The sequence below is a fragment of the Coleofasciculus sp. H7-2 genome (assembly GCF_042747725.1).
In the GTDB taxonomy this organism is placed as follows: domain Bacteria; phylum Cyanobacteriota; class Cyanobacteriia; order Cyanobacteriales; family FACHB-T130; genus FACHB-T130.
In genome coordinates, this window is record NZ_JBHZGO010000034.1 from 1 (window position 1) to 22,319 (window position 22,319).

General features: G+C 47.1%; 23 protein-coding genes and 1 other RNA gene. 11 read left to right on the top strand and 13 right to left on the bottom strand.

All coding sequences use genetic code 11. The annotated features are described in order from the left end of the window. Together ACFW2W_RS08365 and ACFW2W_RS08370 are read right to left on the bottom strand one after the other, a co-directional pair. The coding region (locus ACFW2W_RS08365) for a tetratricopeptide repeat protein (protein WP_378176339.1) at nucleotides 1-377 on the bottom strand (377 nt) is incomplete at its 3' end. Nucleotides 378-479: 102 nt separating this feature from the next. Then, a complete protein-coding gene (locus ACFW2W_RS08370) occupies nucleotides 480-638 on the bottom strand; it encodes a hypothetical protein (RefSeq protein ID WP_378175927.1) in 159 nt (52 codons plus the stop codon). A 356-nt stretch (nucleotides 639-994) separates the two neighbouring features. On the opposite strand from ACFW2W_RS08370, the gene ACFW2W_RS08375 reads away from it, so the two are divergent. Together ACFW2W_RS08375 and ACFW2W_RS08380 are read left to right on the top strand one after the other, a co-directional pair. Further along, nucleotides 995-1,324, top strand: a complete 330-nt coding sequence (locus tag ACFW2W_RS08375) for a hypothetical protein (protein WP_378175930.1) — start codon at nucleotides 995-997, stop codon at nucleotides 1,322-1,324. Between the two features lie 362 nt (nucleotides 1,325-1,686). Continuing rightward, the gene (locus tag ACFW2W_RS08380) at nucleotides 1,687-2,085 is read left to right on the top strand and encodes a hypothetical protein (protein WP_378175933.1); all 399 of its coding nucleotides are present in this window, start codon (nucleotides 1,687-1,689) and stop codon (nucleotides 2,083-2,085) included. Nucleotides 2,086-2,198: 113 nt separating this feature from the next. Here ACFW2W_RS08380 and ACFW2W_RS08385 read toward each other — a convergent pair whose 3' ends face one another. Continuing rightward, nucleotides 2,199-3,395, bottom strand: coding sequence for a class I SAM-dependent methyltransferase (locus ACFW2W_RS08385; RefSeq protein WP_378175936.1), 1,197 nt, complete (start codon nucleotides 3,393-3,395; stop codon nucleotides 2,199-2,201). Nucleotides 3,396-3,837: 442 nt separating this feature from the next. Here ACFW2W_RS08385 and ACFW2W_RS08390 point away from each other — a divergent pair, with 442 nt between their 5' ends. Further along, nucleotides 3,838-7,239 (top strand): phycobilisome rod-core linker polypeptide, encoded by a 3,402-nt coding sequence (locus ACFW2W_RS08390; protein ID WP_378175939.1) that lies wholly within the window; start codon nucleotides 3,838-3,840, stop codon nucleotides 7,237-7,239. A gap of 210 nt (nucleotides 7,240-7,449) precedes the next feature. Here the strand turns inward: ACFW2W_RS08390 and ACFW2W_RS08395 are convergent, their stop codons facing one another. Beyond that, complete coding sequence (locus ACFW2W_RS08395; protein WP_378176342.1) at nucleotides 7,450-7,647, bottom strand: WG repeat-containing protein; 198 nt, start codon at nucleotides 7,645-7,647, stop codon at nucleotides 7,450-7,452. A gap of 258 nt (nucleotides 7,648-7,905) precedes the next feature. Between ACFW2W_RS08395 and apcA the strand changes: the two genes are divergently transcribed. The 3 genes from apcA (at nucleotide 7,906) to ACFW2W_RS08410 (ending at nucleotide 9,375) form a co-directional block, all read left to right on the top strand. Continuing rightward, complete coding sequence (gene apcA / locus ACFW2W_RS08400) at nucleotides 7,906-8,391, top strand: allophycocyanin subunit alpha (RefSeq protein WP_378175943.1); 486 nt, start codon at nucleotides 7,906-7,908, stop codon at nucleotides 8,389-8,391. A gap of 62 nt (nucleotides 8,392-8,453) precedes the next feature. Next, on the top strand, nucleotides 8,454-8,939 hold the full coding sequence (gene apcB / locus ACFW2W_RS08405) for an allophycocyanin subunit beta (RefSeq protein WP_378175946.1): 486 nt from the start codon (nucleotides 8,454-8,456) through the stop codon (nucleotides 8,937-8,939). 232 nt (nucleotides 8,940-9,171) lie between these two features. Next, nucleotides 9,172-9,375 carry a phycobilisome linker polypeptide gene (locus tag ACFW2W_RS08410; protein WP_190411193.1) on the top strand — a complete coding sequence of 68 codons (204 nt, stop codon included), beginning with the start codon at nucleotides 9,172-9,174 and terminating at the stop codon, nucleotides 9,373-9,375. Between the two features lie 406 nt (nucleotides 9,376-9,781). On the opposite strand, the gene ACFW2W_RS08415 is transcribed toward ACFW2W_RS08410, so the two are convergent. Continuing rightward, nucleotides 9,782-10,018, bottom strand: coding sequence for a hypothetical protein (locus ACFW2W_RS08415; RefSeq protein ID WP_378175949.1), 237 nt, complete (start codon nucleotides 10,016-10,018; stop codon nucleotides 9,782-9,784). Between the two features lie 480 nt (nucleotides 10,019-10,498). On the opposite strand from ACFW2W_RS08415, the gene ACFW2W_RS08420 reads away from it, so the two are divergent. Beyond that, the gene (locus ACFW2W_RS08420; RefSeq protein WP_378175952.1) at nucleotides 10,499-11,710 is read left to right on the top strand and encodes an FtsW/RodA/SpoVE family cell cycle protein; all 1,212 of its coding nucleotides are present in this window, start codon (nucleotides 10,499-10,501) and stop codon (nucleotides 11,708-11,710) included. 113 nt (nucleotides 11,711-11,823) lie between these two features. Here the strand turns inward: ACFW2W_RS08420 and ACFW2W_RS08425 are convergent, their stop codons facing one another. Both ACFW2W_RS08425 and ACFW2W_RS08430 read right to left on the bottom strand, forming a co-directional pair. Further along, nucleotides 11,824-13,347, bottom strand: coding sequence for a response regulator (locus ACFW2W_RS08425; protein ID WP_378175955.1), 1,524 nt, complete (start codon nucleotides 13,345-13,347; stop codon nucleotides 11,824-11,826). An 11-nt stretch (nucleotides 13,348-13,358) separates the two neighbouring features. After that, nucleotides 13,359-13,550 (bottom strand): hypothetical protein, encoded by a 192-nt coding sequence (locus ACFW2W_RS08430; protein ID WP_378175958.1) that lies wholly within the window; start codon nucleotides 13,548-13,550, stop codon nucleotides 13,359-13,361. 671 nt (nucleotides 13,551-14,221) lie between these two features. Here ACFW2W_RS08430 and ACFW2W_RS08435 point away from each other — a divergent pair. Both ACFW2W_RS08435 and ACFW2W_RS08440 read left to right on the top strand, forming a co-directional pair. Next, entirely contained in the window at nucleotides 14,222-14,956 is a 735-nt protein-coding gene (locus tag ACFW2W_RS08435) for a cytochrome c biogenesis protein CcdA (protein ID WP_378175961.1), read from the top strand. 46 nt (nucleotides 14,957-15,002) lie between these two features. Further along, on the top strand, nucleotides 15,003-16,427 hold the full coding sequence (locus ACFW2W_RS08440) for a cytochrome c biogenesis protein (protein ID WP_378175964.1): 1,425 nt from the start codon (nucleotides 15,003-15,005) through the stop codon (nucleotides 16,425-16,427). 77 nt (nucleotides 16,428-16,504) lie between these two features. Here ACFW2W_RS08440 and ACFW2W_RS08445 read toward each other — a convergent pair whose 3' ends face one another. From ACFW2W_RS08445 to ACFW2W_RS08470, 6 genes are all read right to left on the bottom strand, one after another. Next, the gene (locus tag ACFW2W_RS08445) at nucleotides 16,505-18,166 is read right to left on the bottom strand and encodes a glycosyltransferase family 39 protein (protein WP_378175967.1); all 1,662 of its coding nucleotides are present in this window, start codon (nucleotides 18,164-18,166) and stop codon (nucleotides 16,505-16,507) included. Between the two features lie 225 nt (nucleotides 18,167-18,391). Further along, a complete protein-coding gene (queF, locus tag ACFW2W_RS08450; protein WP_378175970.1) occupies nucleotides 18,392-18,823 on the bottom strand; it encodes a preQ(1) synthase in 432 nt (143 codons plus the stop codon). 121 nt (nucleotides 18,824-18,944) lie between these two features. After that, nucleotides 18,945-19,358 carry a hypothetical protein gene (locus tag ACFW2W_RS08455; RefSeq protein WP_378175973.1) on the bottom strand — a complete coding sequence of 138 codons (414 nt, stop codon included), beginning with the start codon at nucleotides 19,356-19,358 and terminating at the stop codon, nucleotides 18,945-18,947. Nucleotides 19,359-19,590: 232 nt separating this feature from the next. Further along, nucleotides 19,591-19,965, bottom strand: coding sequence for a phasin family protein (locus ACFW2W_RS08460; protein WP_378176345.1), 375 nt, complete (start codon nucleotides 19,963-19,965; stop codon nucleotides 19,591-19,593). 110 nt (nucleotides 19,966-20,075) lie between these two features. After that, an RNA gene (gene ffs, locus ACFW2W_RS08465) (signal recognition particle sRNA small type) lies at nucleotides 20,076-20,172 on the bottom strand. Between the two features lie 61 nt (nucleotides 20,173-20,233). Beyond that, the gene (locus ACFW2W_RS08470) at nucleotides 20,234-20,500 is read right to left on the bottom strand and encodes a YciI family protein (RefSeq protein ID WP_378175976.1); all 267 of its coding nucleotides are present in this window, start codon (nucleotides 20,498-20,500) and stop codon (nucleotides 20,234-20,236) included. A 59-nt stretch (nucleotides 20,501-20,559) separates the two neighbouring features. Between ACFW2W_RS08470 and ACFW2W_RS08475 the strand changes: the two genes are divergently transcribed. Together ACFW2W_RS08475 and ACFW2W_RS08480 are read left to right on the top strand one after the other, a co-directional pair. After that, on the top strand, nucleotides 20,560-21,123 hold the full coding sequence (locus ACFW2W_RS08475; protein WP_378175978.1) for a 2'-5' RNA ligase family protein: 564 nt from the start codon (nucleotides 20,560-20,562) through the stop codon (nucleotides 21,121-21,123). Between the two features lie 258 nt (nucleotides 21,124-21,381). Next, nucleotides 21,382-22,179: a WecB/TagA/CpsF family glycosyltransferase gene (locus ACFW2W_RS08480; RefSeq protein ID WP_378175981.1), complete on the top strand. Its 798-nt coding sequence runs from the start codon at nucleotides 21,382-21,384 to the stop codon at nucleotides 22,177-22,179. Nucleotides 22,180-22,319 lie beyond the last annotated feature (140 nt).

Genomic DNA, 22,319 nt, shown 5'->3' on the forward strand with positions numbered 1-22,319 from the left:
AGGGAATCGTAAGCATTTCCCAGATTGCCCAGGGCTGCTCCCTCCCCCGAACGGTTTTTAATTTCCCGCGCTATTACCAAACTCTGCTGGTGGTACTCAATCGCCTTGGCGTAGTCTCCCAGGGAATTGTAAGCATTTCCCAGATTGCCCAGGGCTGCTCCCTCCCCCAAACGGTCTTTAATTTCCCGATAGAGACTTAGTGCCTGCTGCCAAGACTGTAATGCTGCCTCAAATTGACTTGTATCATACTGCTGAATCCCTTGCTGTAGAAGTCGGTCTGCTTCGGCTTTCCGAGCATCTAGGGTTTGCGCTAACGCCTGTGTTGTGGTGAATGGCGCTGGAAAATTAGGCGCGAAAGGCGTTGCAGCAGATGTCAAAAGAGCGATCGCGCTGAGTAGTCTGATTTGGAGGCGCACAGTTATTAGGGGGGAAAGTGCAAGGATGCGATCGCTGTTTTAACTTACGGCAATTGGGCGCGTCTAGTTATCGGTTGATGCAACAACGATCTTCCCGTTGCTTTTTTCTCCTAAGGGGACAATTCCTATTCGACGGCGAATGAATTCTTCCAGTGCGATCGCAACTACGGCACTCCGCGAAATTTTCATCTCGCGGGCGATCGCTTCTGCTTGCTCAAACAATAGATTCTGGCAGCGAGATGGCGGTTTTGATACTTGCCATTATGTTATACCTTGTATCAACTGAAATTAGTATAACTTTTAGTCTTACCGACAGTAATATTTCTCGGAAGGTGCAGGGGTTTAGTTTGTAAAAAGGGGAGGTGTGACAAACATCTGTAAAGCAGCGATCGCCTCGCCATCGGTTTTTGACGCCAAAAGAATCATTAAATGGGTACGGTAGCGATCGCTTCCTTTGCTGGTTCTACCCGACTGATTTTTAATCTCAGGTGGTACGTCGGCAGCTAGAGGTTACAAAAAGCAAACTTGTTTAACTTGAGTAGTAGCAGACTACACATAGTAAAGGAAGTATTGGTCAAATGAAACTTAAAACCCAGTGGCTGATCGGCATCCTGGGATTAACTGCCCTCATCAGTTCCCCAGCCGTAGCTCAAAACACACCGTTACAAGACTTTTTCAATGGTCTCCCCCCATATACGGGCGACGATATTACCCAACCCCTCAACCCCAGTGGAAATAGGGAAACCTCTAACGACACAAATGTTCGTGAATCAACCGAGGATGGGACACCAGCCACCAATCGCAACTTAACAGAGCAAAACAACAACCCTAATCAGTCAGAAAGCCAGTTACAAAGGAACGCAGTACCGATGAACCAAAAGCCCAACCAGCCAGGTTCAATAAGGTAGTAATGCAAGTTTTAACAATGCCCTCAGTTTTTATCTCCTCTAGGTAAAGGCTGAGGGCTTATTATTTATATTTGCATCTTTACGCAGCTTAGTTTTGTTAACTCGTCAGCAAAATCAGCTATTGTTTTAAGAGCGATTGCTTCCATTGCCGATGCCAGCAGAACTTGCTCTTGACGACATCGAAATATTCTTTGATGCTGAAAAAATAATCATAAGAGTACAGTAGCGATCGCTCCCGTTGCCGGTTTTATTTGACCTCTCAAGTTTTACATAAGTCACTAAAGGTTATAAACTGGAAACTTCGTTTAACTTTGGTGGTTATATACACTACAGGTAGCTGTAGTTGAGGAGGTATTGGTCAAATGAAACCTCAAACTCAATGGTTAATCTGCATCATTGGATTAAGTGCCTTTATCGGTTCCCCAGCCGTGGCTCAAACCTATCGACTTGAAAAATTCTTTAATGGCACTCCCCCTTATGATGGTGACAGCCTTAACAGTGCCCGAAACCCCATAGGAGATATGGAAGCCTTTATCTATCGGGAGGCTAAACCAATTATCACGATTGAGTTTGAAGCGGAAGACGAAGCCCCAGATAAAACGCCTGCTGAAACTCCTGCTGAACCACAAAATCAAACCCCTGCTGAAACTCCTGCCGAACCACAAAATCAAACCCCTGCTGAAACTCCAGATGACAGCAACCAAGAGCCAAAACGCGAGATCATCTACGAGGCAGAACCAACGAATCCAGAATCAAAGTAAAATAACTAATGTCTAGTAATCTGAATTGATGTAGGAAATATTGGCAACGGGAATGGGTAATCGGTAATGAGTCGTCTCGAATTTACTATTACCCATTACCAATTACCTATTTGTTAACTCGGTGTCAGCATAATTAGCTGTTGTTTCAAGAGCGATCGCACTTTATCCAAGTCAATCTGAACGCCAGCCAAAATTTCTTTTACGCTTCGACGTTTTTCTGAGTTAACATCACACGCTTGCAAAAATTCAAACTCTCCTTCTGACAAATTGACAATCTGATAATCGTAGTTAAACAGACAGCGGCTAGGCCATCCATCCATGCACGGATTTCGCGTTGGAATGGCTGCTAACAGCGCCTCATCCAATGACCAATCTGCTTTGGATAGGGGAGGACGTGCCAGGAAAAATTCGTAGTGAGTGACAGCTTCTGGCTCTAATAATTCGATTAAACGATAATGTTCGCGATCGCTCAAATTTTTAGCCTGTTCCAGCAAGTCTGGATTTTTCCCCAACAGTCGCTCTAATTCCCAGTTTTTGGGATTGGAAAAACCGACAAAATCCAAACCCGAAGCATCAATTAGTTCAAAAAGAGTTTCGATATTGTAGTCGATTTCTTGGGGATGAACGTACATATCGGCAAAGCACTCATCCCGCTGATTTTCTAAAGACCAGCGCTCTTTTTCTCGCTTGACAAGTCGATTATTTTCAGGTAGAGCGGCAAATATCTGACGCCCCACCTGAACGCCATCGCGGTAGTCGCCTCGCCGTTCGCCTTGGAGGAGGGCGATCGCTTTTTGCATCAACTGAATTTCCCAGCGCCCCAGCTCAGCATAAACGAAAATATGCATCAAGCCTCCCGGCGCTAACTTTGCCGCCAGGGATTGAATTCCCCGAATCGGATCGGGCAAATGATGCAAAACCCCAACACAGTTGATTAAATCAAACTCACCCGGTAGTTGCTGCGCGTCATACAAGCTCTTGTGATGAAACTCGACGCGATTTGCCCCGGAACGGCGACAACGCTCTCGTGCCACCTCCAAAGCACCCGAACTCAAATCAATTCCCACCACTTGAGCCGCCGGATTGAGGTGAACCAAGTACTCTGTCCCCACACCCGTGCCACATCCGGCATCTAAAATGCGGACATCCAGTTTTTGGGGTGTTTGATTGGTGCAAAAGTGATAAGCGGCTAGCCAATTCCAGCGCCAGTTGTAGCCGGGAGGCGGACTATCCAGCAGAGGTTCTGGTGGAAAAGGGTAAGTATCGTAGAGTCGTTGGACGGCGGAACTGATATCCTGCCTGATTTCCATATCACGTTAAAGGGTAAAGTTAGAGATGTCCGGGCAGGTCATCTGTAGGTAGACGGCTGTTTAGGTAACAAAACTTATCGATCTTCTCAGGGAATCTGCCGCCATTTAGTATTATGACCTTGTGAACACCTAGATAGGGTTCTACACACTTTTTAACAAACCCGCCTGAGAAGCCCGAAAAGTTTTAATCTAAAAGCTGAGCTGATTAACCCCAGGCAGTTGAAGGATAAAGGCTCAAAAATGAACGCTGAGATGTTGAAGGCGCAAGAATGAAGTTGATAAGCCATAAGCCGTAGGGAAAGAGCCACTTTCGCAGGGTAAGTCGCCCCCGTGGCGGTCGGTTAACTTTAATCCTTCAACCTTCACAATTCATCATTCATCAGTGGCACTCTGGTCATGTTTAACGCAGTGACGATTTAGAATAGGGAGCTTTTGAGATCCAATGAGTGTTAAGGCAAGTGGTGGAAGCTCAGTTGCGCGTCCGCAACTATATCAAACAGTACCAGTTGCAACTATTTCGCAAGCGGAACAACAAGACCGCTTCTTAGGGAGAGGTGAGCTGGATGAACTGAAGAGCTATTTCAGTTCTGGCAGCAAGCGTCTTGAGATTGCTCAAACGCTCACCCAAAATGCAGACTTGATTGTGTCCCGCGCAGCCAACCGCATTTTCGTCGGGGGTTCCCCGATGGCTTTCTTAGAAAAGCCTCGCGAACCCGAATTGGCGATGGCTAGCGTTCCGGATGTCAAACAAGGGATGACGCTGGGAAATGTCACCTATGTGGAGAGCAGCGGTGGCTTTTTGCAGGGGTTGCGATCGCTCTTCAGCGCAGGCGGCGGCGGCCCTACCCCAGCCGGTTTCCGACCGATCAACGTCGCCCGTTACGGTCCGGGCAATATGCAGAAGTCGTTGCGGGACTTATCCTGGTTCTTGCGCTACCTGACATACGCAATCGTTGCCGGAGACCCCAATATCATCGCGGTCAACACGCGGGGTTTGCGGGAAATCATCGAAAATGCTTGCTCCGGCGAAGCGACAATTGTGGCGTTGCAGGAAATGCGGGCAGCCGCCTTAGGTTATTTCCGGCGCGACGATGAGGGGACAACGATTGTCAACCAGTACTTTGAAGTGCTGATTAGCGAATTCCGCGCCCCCACCCCCTCCGACAAAGTGCGGCAGCGTCCTTCTGGCGATCAGCAAGGTCTGCAACTGCCCCAAATCTACTTTAATTCAGCCGAGCGGCGTCCTAAATACGCCATGAAGCCCGGTTTGTCATCTTCGGAAAAGGAAGGAATCATCAAAGCCGCCTATCGGCAAGTCTTTGAGCGCGACATTACTCGCGCTTACAGCCTTGGCATCTCTGACCTGGAATCCAAAGTCAGAAATGGTGACATCTCGATGAAAGAATTTATCCGCCGCTTGGGTAAATCTTTTCTTTACCGCAAAAACTTCTACGAGCCATATATCAACAGTCGCGCTCTGGAACTGGCATTCCGTCACTTCCTGGGTCGCGGCCCATCCAGCCGTGAAGAAGTACAAGAATACTTCTCCATCGTTTCCAACAAAGGTCTACCCGGTCTCGTGGATGCCCTGGTGGACTCTAAGGAATATTCCGACTACTTCGGCGAAGAAACCGTGCCCTACATCCGGGGTCTAGGTCAAGAAGCGCAGGAGTGTCGCAACTGGGGACCGCAGCAAGATTTGTTGAACTACAGTGCCCCTTTCCGCAAGGTGCCGCAGTTCATTACCACATTTGCCGCTTACGAGCGACCGCTGCCCGACCAACACCCGTATGGTTCCGGCAACGACCCCCTGGAAATTCAGTTTGGGGCAATCTTCCCGAAAGAAACGAAGAATCCCAACACCCGACCTGCTCCGTTTGGTAAGGATACTCGTCGCATCCTGATCCGCCAAGGCCCAGGAATTGACAACCAACTGAGCAACCCAGCAGCTCGTCCCAAAGCTCCGGGTTCCCTAGGTCCGAAAGTGTTCAAGCTGGATCAACTCCCTGGTCCAGGAGCGAACGGCGGTACGTCCTTCAGACGGTATGTAAAGAATTCCAGCGTCAAATACTCGGAAAGTTCCACCCAAGCGGTGCTGAAGGCAGCCTACCTGCAAGTGTTTGGGCGGGATGTCTATGAAGGTCAACGCCTCAAGGTGGCGGAAATCAAGCTGGAAAACGGCGAAACCACAGTGCGGGAGTTCATCCGCGTTCTGGCTAAGTCCGACTTGTTCCGCAAGTTGTACTGGACTTCGCTGTACGTCACCAAGTCGATTGAATACATCCACCGTCGTCTGTTGGGTCGTCCCACCTACGGACGTCAGGAAACCAACAAGTATTTTGATATTTGCGCCAAAAAAGGCTTCTACGCCTTGGTTGACGCGATTATCGATAGCCCCGAATACAACGAGTCGTTTGGGGAAGATACGGTTCCTTACGAGCGGTATCTGACACCAGCGGGCGTCAGCTTGCGTAGTCTCCGGCTTGGTAGCATTGCTGACACAGGTACCAACGTTGAGAAGCAAGAAACCCCTCGTTTTGTGGAACTCGGTCAAGTCACGCAACTGCGGACGGAACCGGACATTCAATTCCGCATCAACCAAGGTGTTAGCAAGAAGCGCGAACAAACCAAGGTCTTCAAGCTGACGGAAACCGGCGACAAGAATTTGGTGCAAAACACGATCCGGGCGACATATCGGCAGATTTTCGAGCGCGATATTGAACCCTATATCGTGAAGAACCAATTCAGCGACCTGGAAAGCAAGCTGGGCAATGGTGAAATCAACCTCAAGGAATTTATTGAGGCGTTGGGAGGTTCAGACCTCTACATCAAAGAGTTCTACACCCCCTACCCGAACACCAAGGTGATCGAGCTGGGTACGAAGCACTTCTTGGGACGGGCACCCCTAGACCAAGTAGAAATTCGCAAGTATAACCAGATCCTTGCCTCTCAGGGGCTTCGGGGCTTTGTGGGCGCAATGGTGAATAGCGCAGAGTATGGTCAGGCGTTCGGAGAAGATACGGTGCCTTACAACCGCTTCCCGACGCTGCCAGCGGCAAACTTCCCGAATACCGAGAAGCTGTATAACCAACTGACCAAGCAGAATGATGACTTGGTGGTTCCCAGCTTTAAGCCGGTGCAGTCGCGCATGGATGTGGCGAAGATGCCGATGATGGGTAAAGCGATCGCAGATATCGCTGCCAAAGCTCGTCAGCGCGACATGAGTAAGCCGCTGTTTATCGAGTTGGGTCGTTCCTTTAGCAACGGTGACGGGCAATCCGTTGAAATTGGAGTTGGGACATCGCGGCGTAAGCCTGCACGGATTCACCGGATGAACCCAGGCATGAACCAGGGTGAATCTGCACAGGTGATTAATGCCATCTACTGTCAGGTGATGGATATCTTCAGCGGTCAAGTTCCTGGTGAACTGCGCCGTTCGGATCTGGATAGCAAACTCCGCAACGGTGAAATCTCGGTACGAGAGTTTGTCAAGAGTCTGGCGAGTTCCGATATCTATCGCCGTCGCTTCTATACCCCCTATCCCAACACCAAGGTGATTGAGTTCCTGTTCCGGCACCTGCTGGGACGCGCACCCGCTACCCAAGGTGAAATCCGGCAGTACAACAAACTGCTGGCGGATAGCGGCTTGAAGGCGGCTGTAGAGGCAATGGTGGATAGTCCTGAGTATGCCCGTTACTTCGGCGAGGATGTGGTGCCTTACAACCGCTTCCCGTCCCTGCCAGCGGGTAATTATCTGGGCAGTGTGAAAGCAGCAGCTGACTTGGTGAAACAGTCCTGGTCAGATATGTCGCCTTCTTTCATCGGTAATCGCTTTAGCCGATAAATTCTGTAAGTTTTTGTAGGGTGGGTAATGCCCACCTTACAAAATAATCTGCCCTTTGATCTGTTAGAAAGGTCAGAGGGCTTTTTTATCGAACCACAGAGGACGCTCCAGGGAAAAGAGGAGAGGAGGCGATCGCATTTTTCTGTTCCTCTCCAGCAAGAGAGAAATAAAGCAGGCGAACGGCTAATGCAATGATGTCAGTAATCAATCTTACTCAATTAGGGCTTCATCAAACTGGGACTGGCTGACCATCCGTCCCTTGTGGTCAATATAGCCATACTTACTGCCAACTGTAACTTTTGCCAGCTCGTTGGAAAAACTTTCAACTGACCCTGATTCTGGCCCAAGCGAGAGGATGGGACTCCTCAGCTCCTGCTGCGTCCTGGAGCAGTTCAGTAAACCTGACAGGCGATCGCCCTCAAAGCCCCAAAATGAGGAGCAATGTTAAAAACTGTTAAGAACAGACCTGGAATGTGAACCTAATGCCGCAAAATTATTTGCGGAAGGTAGCTGAGTCCAAGGCAGTGTGTACGGATGGTTACACTGAAAAATGCTGAAGATACCGAAAAAGTATTCTTTAGCAGTGACAGGCTCACACATTCCTTGGCGAATGCCATGTTTCAAACCATCTGGTAAAATTTTTCTTTTGATTGGAGGAATCCACAAATGAGTATCGTCACGAAATCTATCGTGAATGCCGATGCCGAGGCTCGTTATCTTAGCCCAGGCGAACTAGACCGGATCAAGAACTTCGTGACCTCTGGTGAGCGTCGCCTCCGGATTGCCCAAACGTTGACCGACTCCCGCGAGCGCATCGTCAAGCAAGCAGGCGACCAGCTGTTCCAAAAGCGTCCTGATGTTGTTTCTCCCGGTGGCAACGCTTACGGTGAAGAAATGACCGCTACCTGCCTGCGGGATCTGGACTACTACCTGCGTCTGATCACCTACGGAGTTGTTGCTGGTGATGTCACCCCGATTGAAGAAATCGGTTTGGTGGGCGTCCGCGAAATGTATAAGTCTCTAGGTACCCCGGTTGACGCAGTTTCCGAAGGCGTTCGCGCTATGAAGAATGCTGCTTCCTCCATGATGTCTGGCGAAGATGCTTCTGAAGCAGGCGCTTACTTCGACTACGTGATTGGTGCCATGCAGTAGGGTGTTTCCCTTTCCCTGCTGAGGATTTGAACCTGACTACGTAAGATAAGGAAACAAGAAAAATGCAAGACGCAATTACTGCTGTTATCAATTCTTCCGACGTTCAAGGTAAATACCTTGACACTGGTGCTTTGGAAAAGCTCAAGGGCTATTTCAACACTGGCGAACTGCGCGTTCGTGCAGCAACCACCATTAGCGCCAATGCCGCCACCATCGTTAAAGAAGCGGTTGCTAAGTCCCTGCTGTACTCTGACATCACCCGTCCCGGTGGCAATATGTACACCACCCGTCGCTATGCTGCTTGCATCCGCGACTTGGACTACTACCTCCGCTATTCCACCTATGCCATGCTGGCTGGCGATCCCTCCATCTTGGATGAGCGCGTGCTGAATGGCTTGAAGGAAACCTACAACTCCCTGGGTGTTCCTGTTTCCGCCACTGTGCAAGCTATCCAAGCGATGAAAGAAGTTACTGCCAGCTTGGTCGGTGCCGATGCCGGTAAGGAAATGGGCGTTTATTTAGACTACATCTGCTCTGGCTTGAGCTAAGCGTAAGCGCTCGTTCATCGCTTAAGTTCTAAGCGACTGCGTTTTGTCTGGTGAAGTCTGGGAAGTCTGGAGTGAATGCTAGCTCGTCAAAGGCTTGTCGAATTGAGTTGATAAGTTTTAGCGGTCTAGTATTGACTCTTGACTCCCAGCCTTCGGTGTCTTATAGATACGCCAATCCAAAGATTGATTGAGATCAAAAATTTCCTCACCACCTGACTAGGAGAAATCAACCATGCGGATGTTTAAAATTACTGCCTGTGTTCCCAGCCAGACCCGTATTCGGACTCAGCGGGAATTGCAAAACACTTATTTCACGAAACTCGTTCCCTACGAAAATTGGTTTCGCGAACAGCAGCGGATTATGAAAATGGGTGGAAAAATCGTTAAGGTTGAGCTGGCTACTGGTAAGCCAGGAGTAAATACTGGTCTACTTTAATTTGCTGAAATAGGCTTGTTTACGGAATTTTCAACATTTTGATAAGATTTAATTGCAAAGAGGTCTTTACGACCTCTTTTTTTGTGGCTAAATATCCTCTTTCTGATAGCAACAGGACTTACGCAAAGCTTATACATATAGCGTTTTGTAGGGGCAATCCCCCTGGGGATTGCGGTGGCAGATGTGGTGATGTTGCGTAAGTCTGGAGCAATTCGCTTTATTGGCGCTACACTTCGATTCTCGAAGCTCCCTTTTTAAGGGGACGGTTGGGAGGATTTTGTTGCAGGCAATTTGTGAAATGGTATGAGAACTAGATTAGAAAAAAGAGCAACTAAAGCTTGCTGGATAAGCATTTGTTGACTTCTTTTCAAGAATTTTTCGGAAATTTATGTTAAGCCAAACTCTTTTAGAAGTCAGCGCTGCGTTCGTAATCCAGGCATTCTTCCTCGCTCTCTTCTCTCCAAGTTCTGCCGCTTGTCTCACATTGATGCTGTTCGCCTATCCAAGGTACGACCGCTGGATGTGTAGATGAGTATAGTGAAGATGAGCTGAGGGCTAATAGTATGTAAGCGATGCCGAGAAATCCTGCTAGCACCAGGACAGTCAGTACCGTTACATTGATGGGATGGGTTTTGACCTGCATTTCTAAGTAATCTCGCTCAACTTATAGGGAATCGGGAATAGTCTCTGTAGCCCTGGGAGCTAATTGAGCTTTTTCAGCTTGCTCAATCCAAAACTCTAAGTGGTCTGCGTGATTATACATAATTGCGGCTATAGATATTACGAAGTAATAAGGTCGCATTTTTACTTAAATCACTGAAATTTAGAATTTTGATTTCAGTAATCATACGGTTAACTCCAATACAAAGATCGTCAGTAAAGCAATCTTCTTTAAAGCTTTAATTTTTAGAGGTAATTAATAAATTTTTGATTTAGAGGGCGATCGCCTGATGCCGTTAGATGTCAGAAAAATTCATAGAAAAGCCAAGAAAATCGGGATCGGATGAACTGATATAGGGCAAAGCGCCTTATCATTTTGGTCGGTACCGCTGCTAATGTTGGGGAGAGAGCAGCACTCCATGCATACGCTAGAGCGATCGCGCGAGTAATTCCCTGCCACTGAATGTCACCTATACGCCAAGTCGCTGTGAATTTACGCCAGCTAGTTCCTGTTTTTAATTCCTCTGCCCAGGATTGGGCAATAGATGCCAGATTGTTGCGGTGGCTAACCTTCCTCTGGCTGTTTATCGGGTTAGTAGTGCTGTTTTCTGCATCCTATCCCAGTGCCGATGCTGAGTTTGGGGATGGACTGTACTACTTCAAGCGACAAATCGTCTCAGTCATCCTTGGGCTAGTAGCATTTAACCTGGTGGTGAACTTCCCGCTGCGTTCTGTCCTAGAGATCGCCGATTGGTTTGTGATACTACTGTTGGCATTGATTTTCGTCACCCTGATTCCGGGAGTCGGAACCACCACCAATGGTGCAACCCGCTGGATAGCCTTGGGACCATTTCCAATTCAACCCTCTGAATTGATCAAGCCATTCCTGGTGTTGCAAGGCGCTCGGATCTTTGGGCATTGGGACAGGCTAACGTGGAAAGTCCGCTTGACCTGGCTGTTAATTTTTTGCTGCGTGCTTTTGGGAATTTTGCTACAGCCCAACTTAAGTACAACCGCGCTTTGCGGAATGACTTTGTGGCTAATCGCACTTGCTGCTGGGTTGCCTTATTCCTACTTGGGAGGAACGGCACTGGGTGGGTTGCTCTTGGCGACAATCAGTATCAGCGTGAAAGAATATCAGCGCCGTCGGATAATGTCTTTTTTGAATCCTTGGGCTGACCCCATGCAAGACGGATACCAGCTGATTCAAAGTTTACTGGCAGTTGGTTCTGGCGGCATCTGGGGGTCGGGTTTTGGGCTATCGCAACAGAAGCTGTTTTATTTGCCGATTCAGTACACCGATTTTATCTTTGCGGTGTATGCAGAAGAATTTGGCTTTGCAGGCAGTTTGCTGCTGCTGCTACTGCTGATGGCTTATGCGACGCTGGCGCTGATTGTGGCGATAAAGGCGCAAAATCCCATTCACCGGCTGGTGGCGATTGGAGCCATGATTTTGATGGTGGGGCAGTCACTGCTAAATATTGGCGTTGCGACTGGCGTCCTACCTACTACGGGTTTGCCCTTGCCACTGTTTAGCTATGGTGGCAATTCCATGATTGCCAGTTTGATTGCTGGGGGGCTGCTGATTCGCGTGGCGCGGGAGAGTAGCGAAGCCGAAATCGTGTCTCTACAAGGGCGTCGGTCTGCGGCTAGGCGGCGACGCCGAGAGCCATAAGCTGCCGTACATCTAAATTGCACAAATTGAAACAGAGGTTTTAGGTAATTTCCATCACCTACTACCAGAATTTACCGTGCAAGTTAAATGTCTTTTAGCTGATGACTTTGAGATCAAATTGACTGGAACGAAGGCGTTTTCTGAAGATCCTGTCGAATCGGAATCGCCATGATGAATTCCGTACCTTGTCCGGGCGCTGAAATACACTGCATCTGCCCACCATGTTTGTCCACGACAATTTGATAGCTAAGGGACAACCCAATCTTCGTGCCTTTGCCATTCGTTTTCGGCGTATAGAAGGGATCAAACAGGTGAGTGCGGACTTCCTCCGTCATACTGGGGCCATTATCTGTAATCTGAATGGTCACAAAGCCACGGTCGGTTATTTCGGTACAAATCCGAATGGTACTGCGGGAGAAGTGTATTTCTTCAGGCGATCGCTTACGGTCATACTCCTCCAAAGTATCAATCACACTCGAAAGCAGATTCATGAACACCTGGTTCAGCTGACCTGCATAACACTCTACAGGAGGCAACTTGCCATACTCTTTGATGATTTGAATGCCCGGATAATCAGGCTTGGATTTCAGCCGGTTGTTCAAAATCAGCAGAGTGCTGTCTAGCCCATCGTGAATGTTCACTGGCTTCATCTGAGCCTCATCCACGCGAGAGAAGTTCCGCAATGACTGGACGATTTCGCGGATGCGTTCAACCCCGATCTTCATCGAACCCAGCAGTTTCGGCAGGTCTTCAACGAGAAACTCTAGGTCAATCGCCTGAGCCTCCTCAGTGATAGTTGGCCCCGGATTGGGAAATTCCTTAGCATAGAGGTTCAGCAGGTGCATCAGGTCTTGGGTATAGTGATCTGCGTGCGTAACATTGCCGTAGATAAAGTTAACCGGGTTATTCATTTCATGAGCGACACCGGCGACTAACTGTCCCAAACTAGCCAGTTGTTCGCTTTGAATCAGTTGGCTTTGAGTCTGTTGGAGTTGGCGAAACGCAAGTTCTAGCTGATGCGCTTGTTCTCGATAGCGTGCTTCCGATTGTTGTAATACTGCCTCTGTAGAAATCCGCTCTTGAATCTCTTGTTTCAGCAGAGCATTAGATTGGGAAAGTTCAACAGTTCGTTCCTCTACCCGTTCTTCTTGTTCTTCTTTGAGCTGCAACAGCGCTTCCTCTACCCTTGTACGTTCTTGGATTTCTTGTTCCAAACGCACATTTTGTTCTTTTAGTTTCTTAGTTAGATTCTGGATGCTTAGGTGGATAGTAACGCGAGCTAAAACTTCTTCATGCTGAAGTGGTTTAGTAATATAATCGACCGCTCCCAAATTCAAACCTCTAACCTTATCCGCCGTCTCAGTGAGCGCCGTCATAAAAATCACGGGAATATCTTTTGTTGCTTGATTGGCTTTCAGGAGACGGCAAGTTTCAAACCCATCCATCCCAGGCATCAGCACATCTAATAAGATGAGATCCGGCGGTGCATATTCCACCTTCTGAATAGCACTTTCGCCATCCCGCGCTACCAAAATTTTGAAGCCGGAATCCGCTAAAAAATCGAACAAAATCCCTAAATTTGTGGGAGTATCATCAACGATTAAGATTATGCCTTTATGGGGAATTTCAACGTTCATTTACTTTCTCTCTATTGTTTAATAAATTCCAAGATTTGTTTTTCTTTAAAGCCCTTGGCTAATTGACGTAAATGGCTGGCAAACGGTATCCAGTCCTGATTCATCTGTTCCAGTTGAGCGGCTCGCTTGGCAATACCTCTGAGGTCGCCCATTATTGCTAGCTCGAACAGAGCAGCGATTTCCTCTACAGGCGGAAGCACCATCGCTTTTGCGGAAGGCTTAAGGAATTCTTCATTTTTAATTTCCTCTTTGGTTCAGATATATCGAAACTAAGTTAAGTTGCTCAAATTCAACATTCAACACGGACGTAGCACTCTCCTCGACGTTCTTGGAGTTTTCCATAAATAGTCAATGAGGCTCTCAGCTGTTCGTTGGCTAGGTCATCGGTCTGCTCGTGGAAGGAGGGACAATATAGGCTCCTGAATATGTCAGGACTTACGCAAAGCTTATACATATAGCGTTCTTGTCGGTTCAATCCCCAGGGGGATTGCCCTCAGATGTCGCGCAAGTTGCGTAAGTCCTGATGTGTCTGTATTTAGGGTTCCCTAAATTTGGAAAAAAACTCTAATGTTAAATGCTATTTAATGTTAAGAAATACAAATTTTTTAGTGTTGCTTTATAAAAAGAATAAAAGTTTTCGCTTTTAGACTTGACAATAATTAACAACATTTGAATAAAAGACTCGCTGCAAGCTTAATGGGGCAATCGCTGAAAACATCCTTAAGAATTTCTTGAGAAACCTGCGTTGATAAAAAAAATACCGATCGGTGTTATTGTCAAGCAGACTGTGCGGACGCCGCCATTCCCGCCGGTTCTGCCCTTCCAAGTAAGCTAAAATTCAAGCAGAGTCAGCATTCCACGAACTAACCTCCTCATGATTGAAAGTCTGCAAACCCAGCTTTACGAACTCAGTGAATTTGCCAACACTCTCGTTTTCATCCAGCTGCAACATCTCAGCGTTATCAGTATTGGCATTATCTTTGCAGCCGGATTGCTCACCAGTCTGACGCCCTGTATGCTTTCCATGTTGCCCATCACCCTTGGCTACATCGGGGGCTATGAAACCAAAAGCCGCCTCCAAGCAGCTGCCCAGGCTACCTGGTTTTCCTTGGGATTGGCAACGACGCTGGCAGGTCTTGGCATCTTAGCGGCGTTGCTGGGAAACGTCTACGGTCAAGTGGGATTTGGTTTGCCGATTCTTGTGAGCATTCTGGCGATCGCAATGGGGCTAAATTTACTAGAAGCTTTGCCCCTTCCGTTGCCTGCTTGGGGTGGGATGGAGTGGATTTCCAAAGAATTACCAGAGGGAGTGCGTTCCTATCTGATTGGTCTAACTTTTGGGGTGGTTGCTTCTCCGTGTAGTACTCCCGTGTTGGGAACGTTACTGGGTTGGATAGCCACGACGCAAGACGTGGTATTAGGTGCAGTCTTGCTGCTATCGTACACAGCAGGTTATGTGGCACCGTTGATTTTGGCAGGGACTTTTACAGCCTCTATTAAGAAGTTGCTGGAGTTGCGCCAGTGGTCGAGTTGGATTACACCAGTTAGTGGTGTGCTTTTGGTTGGATTTGGGGTATTTTCGCTGCTGTCTCGGATTCCGATTGGCTAATGGTAATCAAAAGAATTAGCTATTACCAATTATCAATTATCAAAAAATGACTGCAAAAAATTCTTTTTTCTCAAACTTGGGGTCAACTTCCTATCGGTTTTGGCGGCGGGAGTTGTTGCCATTGCTGGCAGATTTGCGGTTAGCGATCGCGTTGCTATTAGCGATCGCGCTTTTTAGCATCTCTGGCACGGTCATTGAGCAGGGTCAGTCGCCCGCTTTCTACCAAGCTAACTATCCAGAGCATCCCGCTTTGTTTGGTTTCCTGACTTGGAAAGTAATCCAGGTAATCGGATTGGATCGTGTTTATCGCACCTGGTGGTTTTTAGCAATCCTGATTTTATTTGGCAGCAGCTTAACTGCCTGTACCTTCACCCGCCAGTTTCCAGCTTTAAAAGCAGCACAGCAGTGGAAGTTTTACGACCAACCCCGTCAATTTCAGAAACTCGCCCTGAGTGCGGAACTAGACAATGGTTCGCTGAATAAACTTACCGAATTGTTGCGGCAGCGGCGCTATAAAGTTTTTCAAGAAGGAGATAAACTTTACGCCCGTAAAGGACTGGTGGGACGGATTGGCCCGATTGTCGTTCATGCCAGTATGTTAATTATTCTGGGGGGCGCAATTTGGGGTAGCATAACAGGTTTTGTCGCCCAGGAAATGGTTCCCAGCGGCGATACGTTTCAGGTGAAAAATATCATCGAAGCCGGTTCTTGGGCGCTGCCGCAAGTTCCCAAAGATTGGTCGGTGCGGGTAAATCGTTTTTGGATTGACTATACACCTGAAGGCAGAATCGACCAGTTTTATTCGGATTTGTCAGTTTTGGATAAACAAGAACAAGAAGTTGATCGTCAAACTATTCACGTCAATCAGCCGCTGCGTTACCGAGGCGTGACGTTTTATCAAACCGATTGGGGAATTGCAGGTATCCGGGTGCGGCTGAATAATAGCCCAGTTTTACAGTTGCCGATGGCGTCATTAAATACTGGCGGCAAGGGTCGAATCTGGGGAACTTGGATTCCCACTAAACCGGATTTGAGTGAGGGAGTTGCCCTAATTGCGAAGGATTTGCAGGGAACGCTGCTGCTTTACGATCCGAAGGGTCAGCTAATAAATACCATTCGCGCTGGGATGTCGGCACCAGTGAATGGAGTCAGGCTTAGCATTGATGAAGTTATCGGCAGCACTGGCTTGCAAATAAAAGCCGATCCCGGTATCCCGTTTGTTTATGCTGGCTTTGGTTTGCTGATGCTGGGTGTGGTTATGAGTTATTTTTCTCATTCGCAAATTTGGGCGCTGCAAGAAGGCGTTAGCGCCGCCTCTCAGCAGGAGATTCGCTTCTATGTTGGCGGCAGAACTAACCGCGCACAAGTTGTTTTTGAACGGGAACTGATGGAAATTTTGGATCGAGTTAGCAATCCGTCCCAGGATGAAGTGCCAGTTGTTGAGATAGAAGCGATCGCTACCCAGTCCTAAACCATTTTTGATTTTTGATTTTGGATTGTAGAGATGCGAGCGATCGCGTCTCTACGCAAATCAATAATTTTTTCCACTCACACCTTTTTTTCTAGTTTCCAAAGCCAGACTTCACCCGTCTCGTATGCAGGCTCTATTTTGTAGTTCTGCTTTTTCAGTGCCTTTTTCAATTTTTGGGAACTCCTATATAAAAACACATCGCTGAACCCATCCGGAATCTGAGGCACATCTGGTTTAACTACTAATTGAAGCCGCACTTTCGGGTCAAGTGCATGACTCAAAGGCAGAATCAAGGTTAGCAACTCATCGCTGACCAAAAGCGGATGAGTCGCTTGGTTGATAATGCTGGCTACTTGGGGATTGTATTTGGTTTGAGAGAGGGTTTTGTTCCACCAAATTTCTTGTTGAGAACTGATGGCGCAGGAGATGACACCACTTGAAACCACCGCAATCAGCACAAGTTGCCATAGCTTTTGTGTTCTAGCACTCCTAGAAACCAAGCTAATTTTACTAGCCAGCAAGTAAGCAACTGCTAAGTCAATCCCTAAATAAATCGGTACGAGATGCCGAGTTGAACCTGACAATCCTCCTCCTGAAATTAAATCTTTTAAGATGAAGGGTAAGCAGCTAACTCCAATCAATGTTAAGACAAATAACCAAACTCGTTTGGGAGTATAGCGGCACAGAAAATAAATTGCATATCCTGTCAGAAATACAACCATTCCTACCAAAGTCAGCCGAATTAATTCTGTCCATTGATTGTCAAATCCAAACGCGATCGCTCCTCCTTCTGGGTCTGCATCAAGCATTGTCCGAGTGATATTGCGAGTCCAAGCTTTCACCCAAGAAAACAGGGTTTCTTTCTGGCGAGACCAACCTGTTGTATCTTCAACGGTAGACAAGTTGCTAATAATAACTAAAAGCCAAGGCACAAAAGTAAGGAACCCAGCCAAAGATGCCAGCAAATAGGCAAAGACTGTCTTGGTAAATCGGAATTTTTCAATTATCAATAAATAAATTCCATGTCCAATGGCAACCAGCGCAAAAAATAACTGGGTATAAATTCCCAGTGCTAGCGTTGCTGCATACATTCCCCAAGTAGAAATAAGGGTTTTGGTGTCTCTATTTCCCAGTCGTATGGCTCGCAGCAGCACCGCGCTGGATAGTAAGATTGCCACACTCCATAAACTATAAGGTCGTGCTTCCTGGGCGTAGAGAACTTGAAATGGGGAGACGGCGATGAGTGCCATCGCTACCCATCCTACTAAGGAAAATCCAAATAATTCTCGGCATAGCCAATTGATGCAAGGAAATACTAGCAAGCTAATTAATGCAGACAAGCTTCTGATTATCCCTGGTGAATAACCAAACCATTGCGCCCAAAATCTTGCCATCAAAAAATATAGTGGCGGATGCTGGGGAGTATCTACTACTATCGAGTTGATGGTTCCGCTTACACCTTTTTCCGGATTGGGTTGTTGAAACTTCTGCAAATCTTCGATCCCAATCTGATGTCCATCAAAGAGTTCTTGGACTAATTCTGCCTTGGTGTAACCAGCAATCCGTAATGAAGTCAGAGTCTCATCGCCCCAGTAAACTTTTCGGTCTAGGTTGACGACTCGAAAGAATACTCCCAGTACCAGCAAGACAATGATAAAAAATTGTAACCAAGTTGGAGGAAGTAACTTTGTTTGAGTTAACCTATTCTTAACATGGTTAAAAGTTTGTGCAACTGCCATGAAACCTCCATTTCGCAATCTAAAAAGCCGCGAAGCTCTGCGAAATTCTAAGTGAGGCAAGAGAATTTATCCTTCACCTTTAGGCTGATTTGGTGTCTATATTTTGAACCTATAGATAGGCTTTTGATGACACAAAGCAAAAAGCCCGTTGGACGGGCTTTCTGAAAAAGATAATTTTGAAACTGGGTGGAGTATCCAGCAGCAAGTGAATATTTGTGCTGCTACCTAGGCGTCAGGCGACTTCTGATGACGCACTTCAATTACTGTGTGGACATTACCGCGCGGCGTGAAATCCCCTTTGATAGTGGCTTCTAAAGGATCGCAAGCTACCACAAAGTCATCCAGAATTTGATTGATGGATTCTTCGTGGGAGATGTAGCGATCGCGGTAACTGTTGATATAAAGCTTTATCGCCTTCAGTTCCACCACCCTTTGATCGGGAACATAGGTAATGTGGATAGTCGCAAAGTCAGGATAGCCAGAAAACGGACACTTACAGGTAAACTCTGGTAAAGTAATGTGAATATCGTAGCGGCGTCCGACTCGCGGATTGGGGAAGGTAATTAATTGTCCTTCAGCAATATTGCGCTCACCGTATTTCATTTCCGAGAGCGGCATTTCAGGTGATAATTGTTGCTGTGTTGGAGACTGACTCATCAGTAGTTGTTAGCGAACGTTGGGCATTAGTCATTAGTCATTTATAACAAACAAAGGACTAAGAACTTTTGAGTAAGGATGCAGGTCGAACCTTTTCAGCCTTCTTTTTTACCTGCTTCGATCAGAAAATATCTCTGGAGTTGAACGAGTCTGTACTACCCTCCCAATCCGGACAATTTTTATCGTCCCAGCCATAGGGATGCATGGCGCAGACTAACAAGTTTCCCCCATAAGCTTGTCCGTGGTAATGGTGGCAACCCATACACGCAGGATTTTTTTGTGGAGTGGGTTCAACTGTATCCACCATATAGCTAAAAGGCTGCTCACCTTCGCCTACAACCTCTTCAAATTCTAAATAAATTTCAGCAATTGGTTCAAATAATTCCTGCAAACACTGATTGATATCGGTTGCAATTGTAGTTTGCACGCTTTCGGCAACAGCGTCTACTACTTCTGTGATGCCAATGAAGAATTGCTCTACTTCATCAGCGACTGCTTCCAGCATCTCGAAAAAATCTTTTTGCCACTCTTCCATTTTGGATACTCAGCACAAAAGGCTTAGTTTTTAACGGCGACGCGATGACGCCAATCAATTCAATCTGCAATCCTATTCTAAATAGCGCGAATCAATGATGCGATCGCAATGCGTAGATTAGCACCCGTTGCCTTGCGATCGCGCAAGGCGTATGATGCTACTCGCAGCGACTCGCTCTTGCCTATGCAGCATTGATTCGGCTGTTCGCGGTTTGTCGTTCATGACTGGAAAGCTAATCGCGCTTTAGCCGACGCAGTTCGTCCTGTAGTGCTTGCACCTGTTGGCGCATCGCGTCCACATCGTTATCCGGAACCGCTGCCGACTTTGGATCTTCATCCTCTGAGAGAATTTCAATCCGGCGCGGCTCACCGGGTTGGGTGCTGCTGGATGGCTCAACGGGTGCCTGCTGGGCTTGTTTCATCATATCATCGACAAACCGGCGGGCTTCGTCTGTCGTCATCTCGCCTTTTGCCACCATTTCATCGGCTAGCTTTTGAGCTTGCGATCGCAACTCCGATAATTTTCCCCCAGCTCTCTCACCCGCAGAAGCAGCTAAGCCTACTCCTAAGTAAAACGCTTTTTGAACAATATCTCCAAAACCAGCCATCGCAATGATTCGCTCCTTGAATCTGCAAGTATCTGCTGATTCCAGCATAAGCGTGAAATCCAGAAACTGCCCACCAATTACAAGGCAAACGAGGGCGATGCGGCGATTCGAGTGATCCGGATGCCACGCCTATCACAAGCATCCCGTGTTGCTGCTACCTTCCGGTTCTGACAAGGTTTAGGCGTTGCGATCGCATGGGTCCGGATCATCTAAAGCATAACATCATTCAGTAATAACTGAAAACTCTAGCGGCAATCAGCGTTAGCTTTTATTCGGCAACGACTCGCCACTCATAGAGTTCATACTTGACACAGCCGTTTTGCACCAGCGGATCTTGAGAGACAATTGCCTGCGCCTCCTCCATTGAAGACGCCTCAAATAGCATCATGCCACCTCGCCGCGACCGCCAGTAACCGCTACGCGCCTGGTATCCTTTGGCAATCAAATCCTGGACATAAGCTTTATGCGCCGGTATAGATTTATCAAAGATAGGTTTATCAACGATGCCTTCTTCAATCTTTACAAACCAGGGCATTCACTTTCTTCCCTTATCTGGCTATATCTATTTAACAAGTAAACTACCGCTGGAATTTCTTGGACAATACAAAACGCCGCTTCTTTATCGCTCTCTTGCCGCCGCAAGAGATTCAGGACTACGCCAAAGGGATTCAGCAGCACTTTGCTCAAACCTATGCTAGCAAAGGTGCCCAGAAATCTCCCCCCCATATTACGCTGCAACCGCCGTTTGAATGGCAGGTAGAGGCAGTGCCAGTGCTGGAAGAATGCTTGAGGACGTTTGCTTCGCATCGTTCACCCGTCTCCATTACCCTGCAAGGATTTGGAGCTTTTCCACCCCGTGTTATCTACATCAATGTCCTCAAGACGCCGCAACTACTAACGTTACAAGCCGATTTCATGACCGATTTGGAGACAAACTTGGGAATTGTCGATTCGGTTTCCCAGCAGCGTCCGTTTGCTCCTCACATGACTGTTGCTTTTAGAGATTTGACACGGCAGAACTTTCAGCTAGCTTGGACTGAATTTCAGCAGCGACCGTTACAGTTTGAGTTTACGGCTGCTCAGCTAACGCTACTGATTCATACAGGCGAAAGATGGGAAGCGAGCAGCGAATTTCCTTGCTTAGCGCGTCGGAGGTAAACAGGGCAATCTTTTCACCAAGGGGTTGCGTCTGGTCGTGGCGCGATCGCTACCTTTATTCTTTCCATCGGAAAAAACTTCACAATAATAGCAAAGCTTGTTTCCTCAATCTTTAAATCTATCTAGGGTCATAAACCTTCATAAAGATTTGTCCTCTCCCACGGTAGAGGTAGTGATAGCCCGACTCTCATTATTGTGTCGTTATTACTGCGACCACACGAGTAGATTGCTAAAGTGAGAGGAGTCTGAGAGGAGTCAATGAAAAAAATTAATGTACTTAATGTATCCATTGACAACTTATCAAAAGCCGAGCTATTAACAAAACTCGATCGGGAAGGCGGTATTGTATTTACACCAAATGTAGACCACCTGATGAAGTTACAAACCGATCGGGATTTCTACAAAGCTTACAATATCGCTACTTATAAAGTGTGTGACAGTCAAATAGTATTGTACGCTACTAAATTCTTGGGTACGCCGCTTAAAGAAAAGCTTTCGGGTTCCGATTTGTTTCCCGCTTTCTATATGCACCACAAGGACAATGAAAGCGTTAAGATTTTCTTGCTAGGTGCCGCTCAAGGAGTGGCTAGTAAAGCTCAAGAGCGAATCAATAACCAAGTAGGCAGAAATATTATAGTCGCTTCCCATTCTCCGTCTTTTGGATTTGAAAAGAGCGAAAAAGAATGCCTAGAAATTATTGACATGATTAACAAGTCAGGCGCTACAGTATTAGCAGTAGGCGTAGGTGCCCCCAAACAGGAAAAGTGGATATTGAAGTATAAAAATAAATTACCCAATATCAAAGTTTTCTTGTCTGTCGGCGCATCTATTGACTTTGAGGCAGGTCATAAACCAAGGTCTCCACAGTGGATGAGTGAAGTGGGGATAGAGTGGTTACATAGGCTTTTATCCGAGCCACAAAGGCTATGGAAAAGGTATTTAGTAGACGATATGCCTTTCTTATGGTTAATTTTGAAACAAAAGCTTAATCTTTATAAAAAGCCCTTTCAGGGGGGCAAGAAACCTGTGAAATTGGAACGGGTTAAGTGGGAATAAAGAAACTTTTGTTTTAGAGGATGTTTGTAAAGTACCTATTGTTGTCATGCAGTAGCAAGCTCCCGTAGGGTAAGCAGCGAAGCATCTCAGTATTTGCGTGAAACCCTAGATTCTCAGCGCATCCGCGCTGCTAGAGCGAA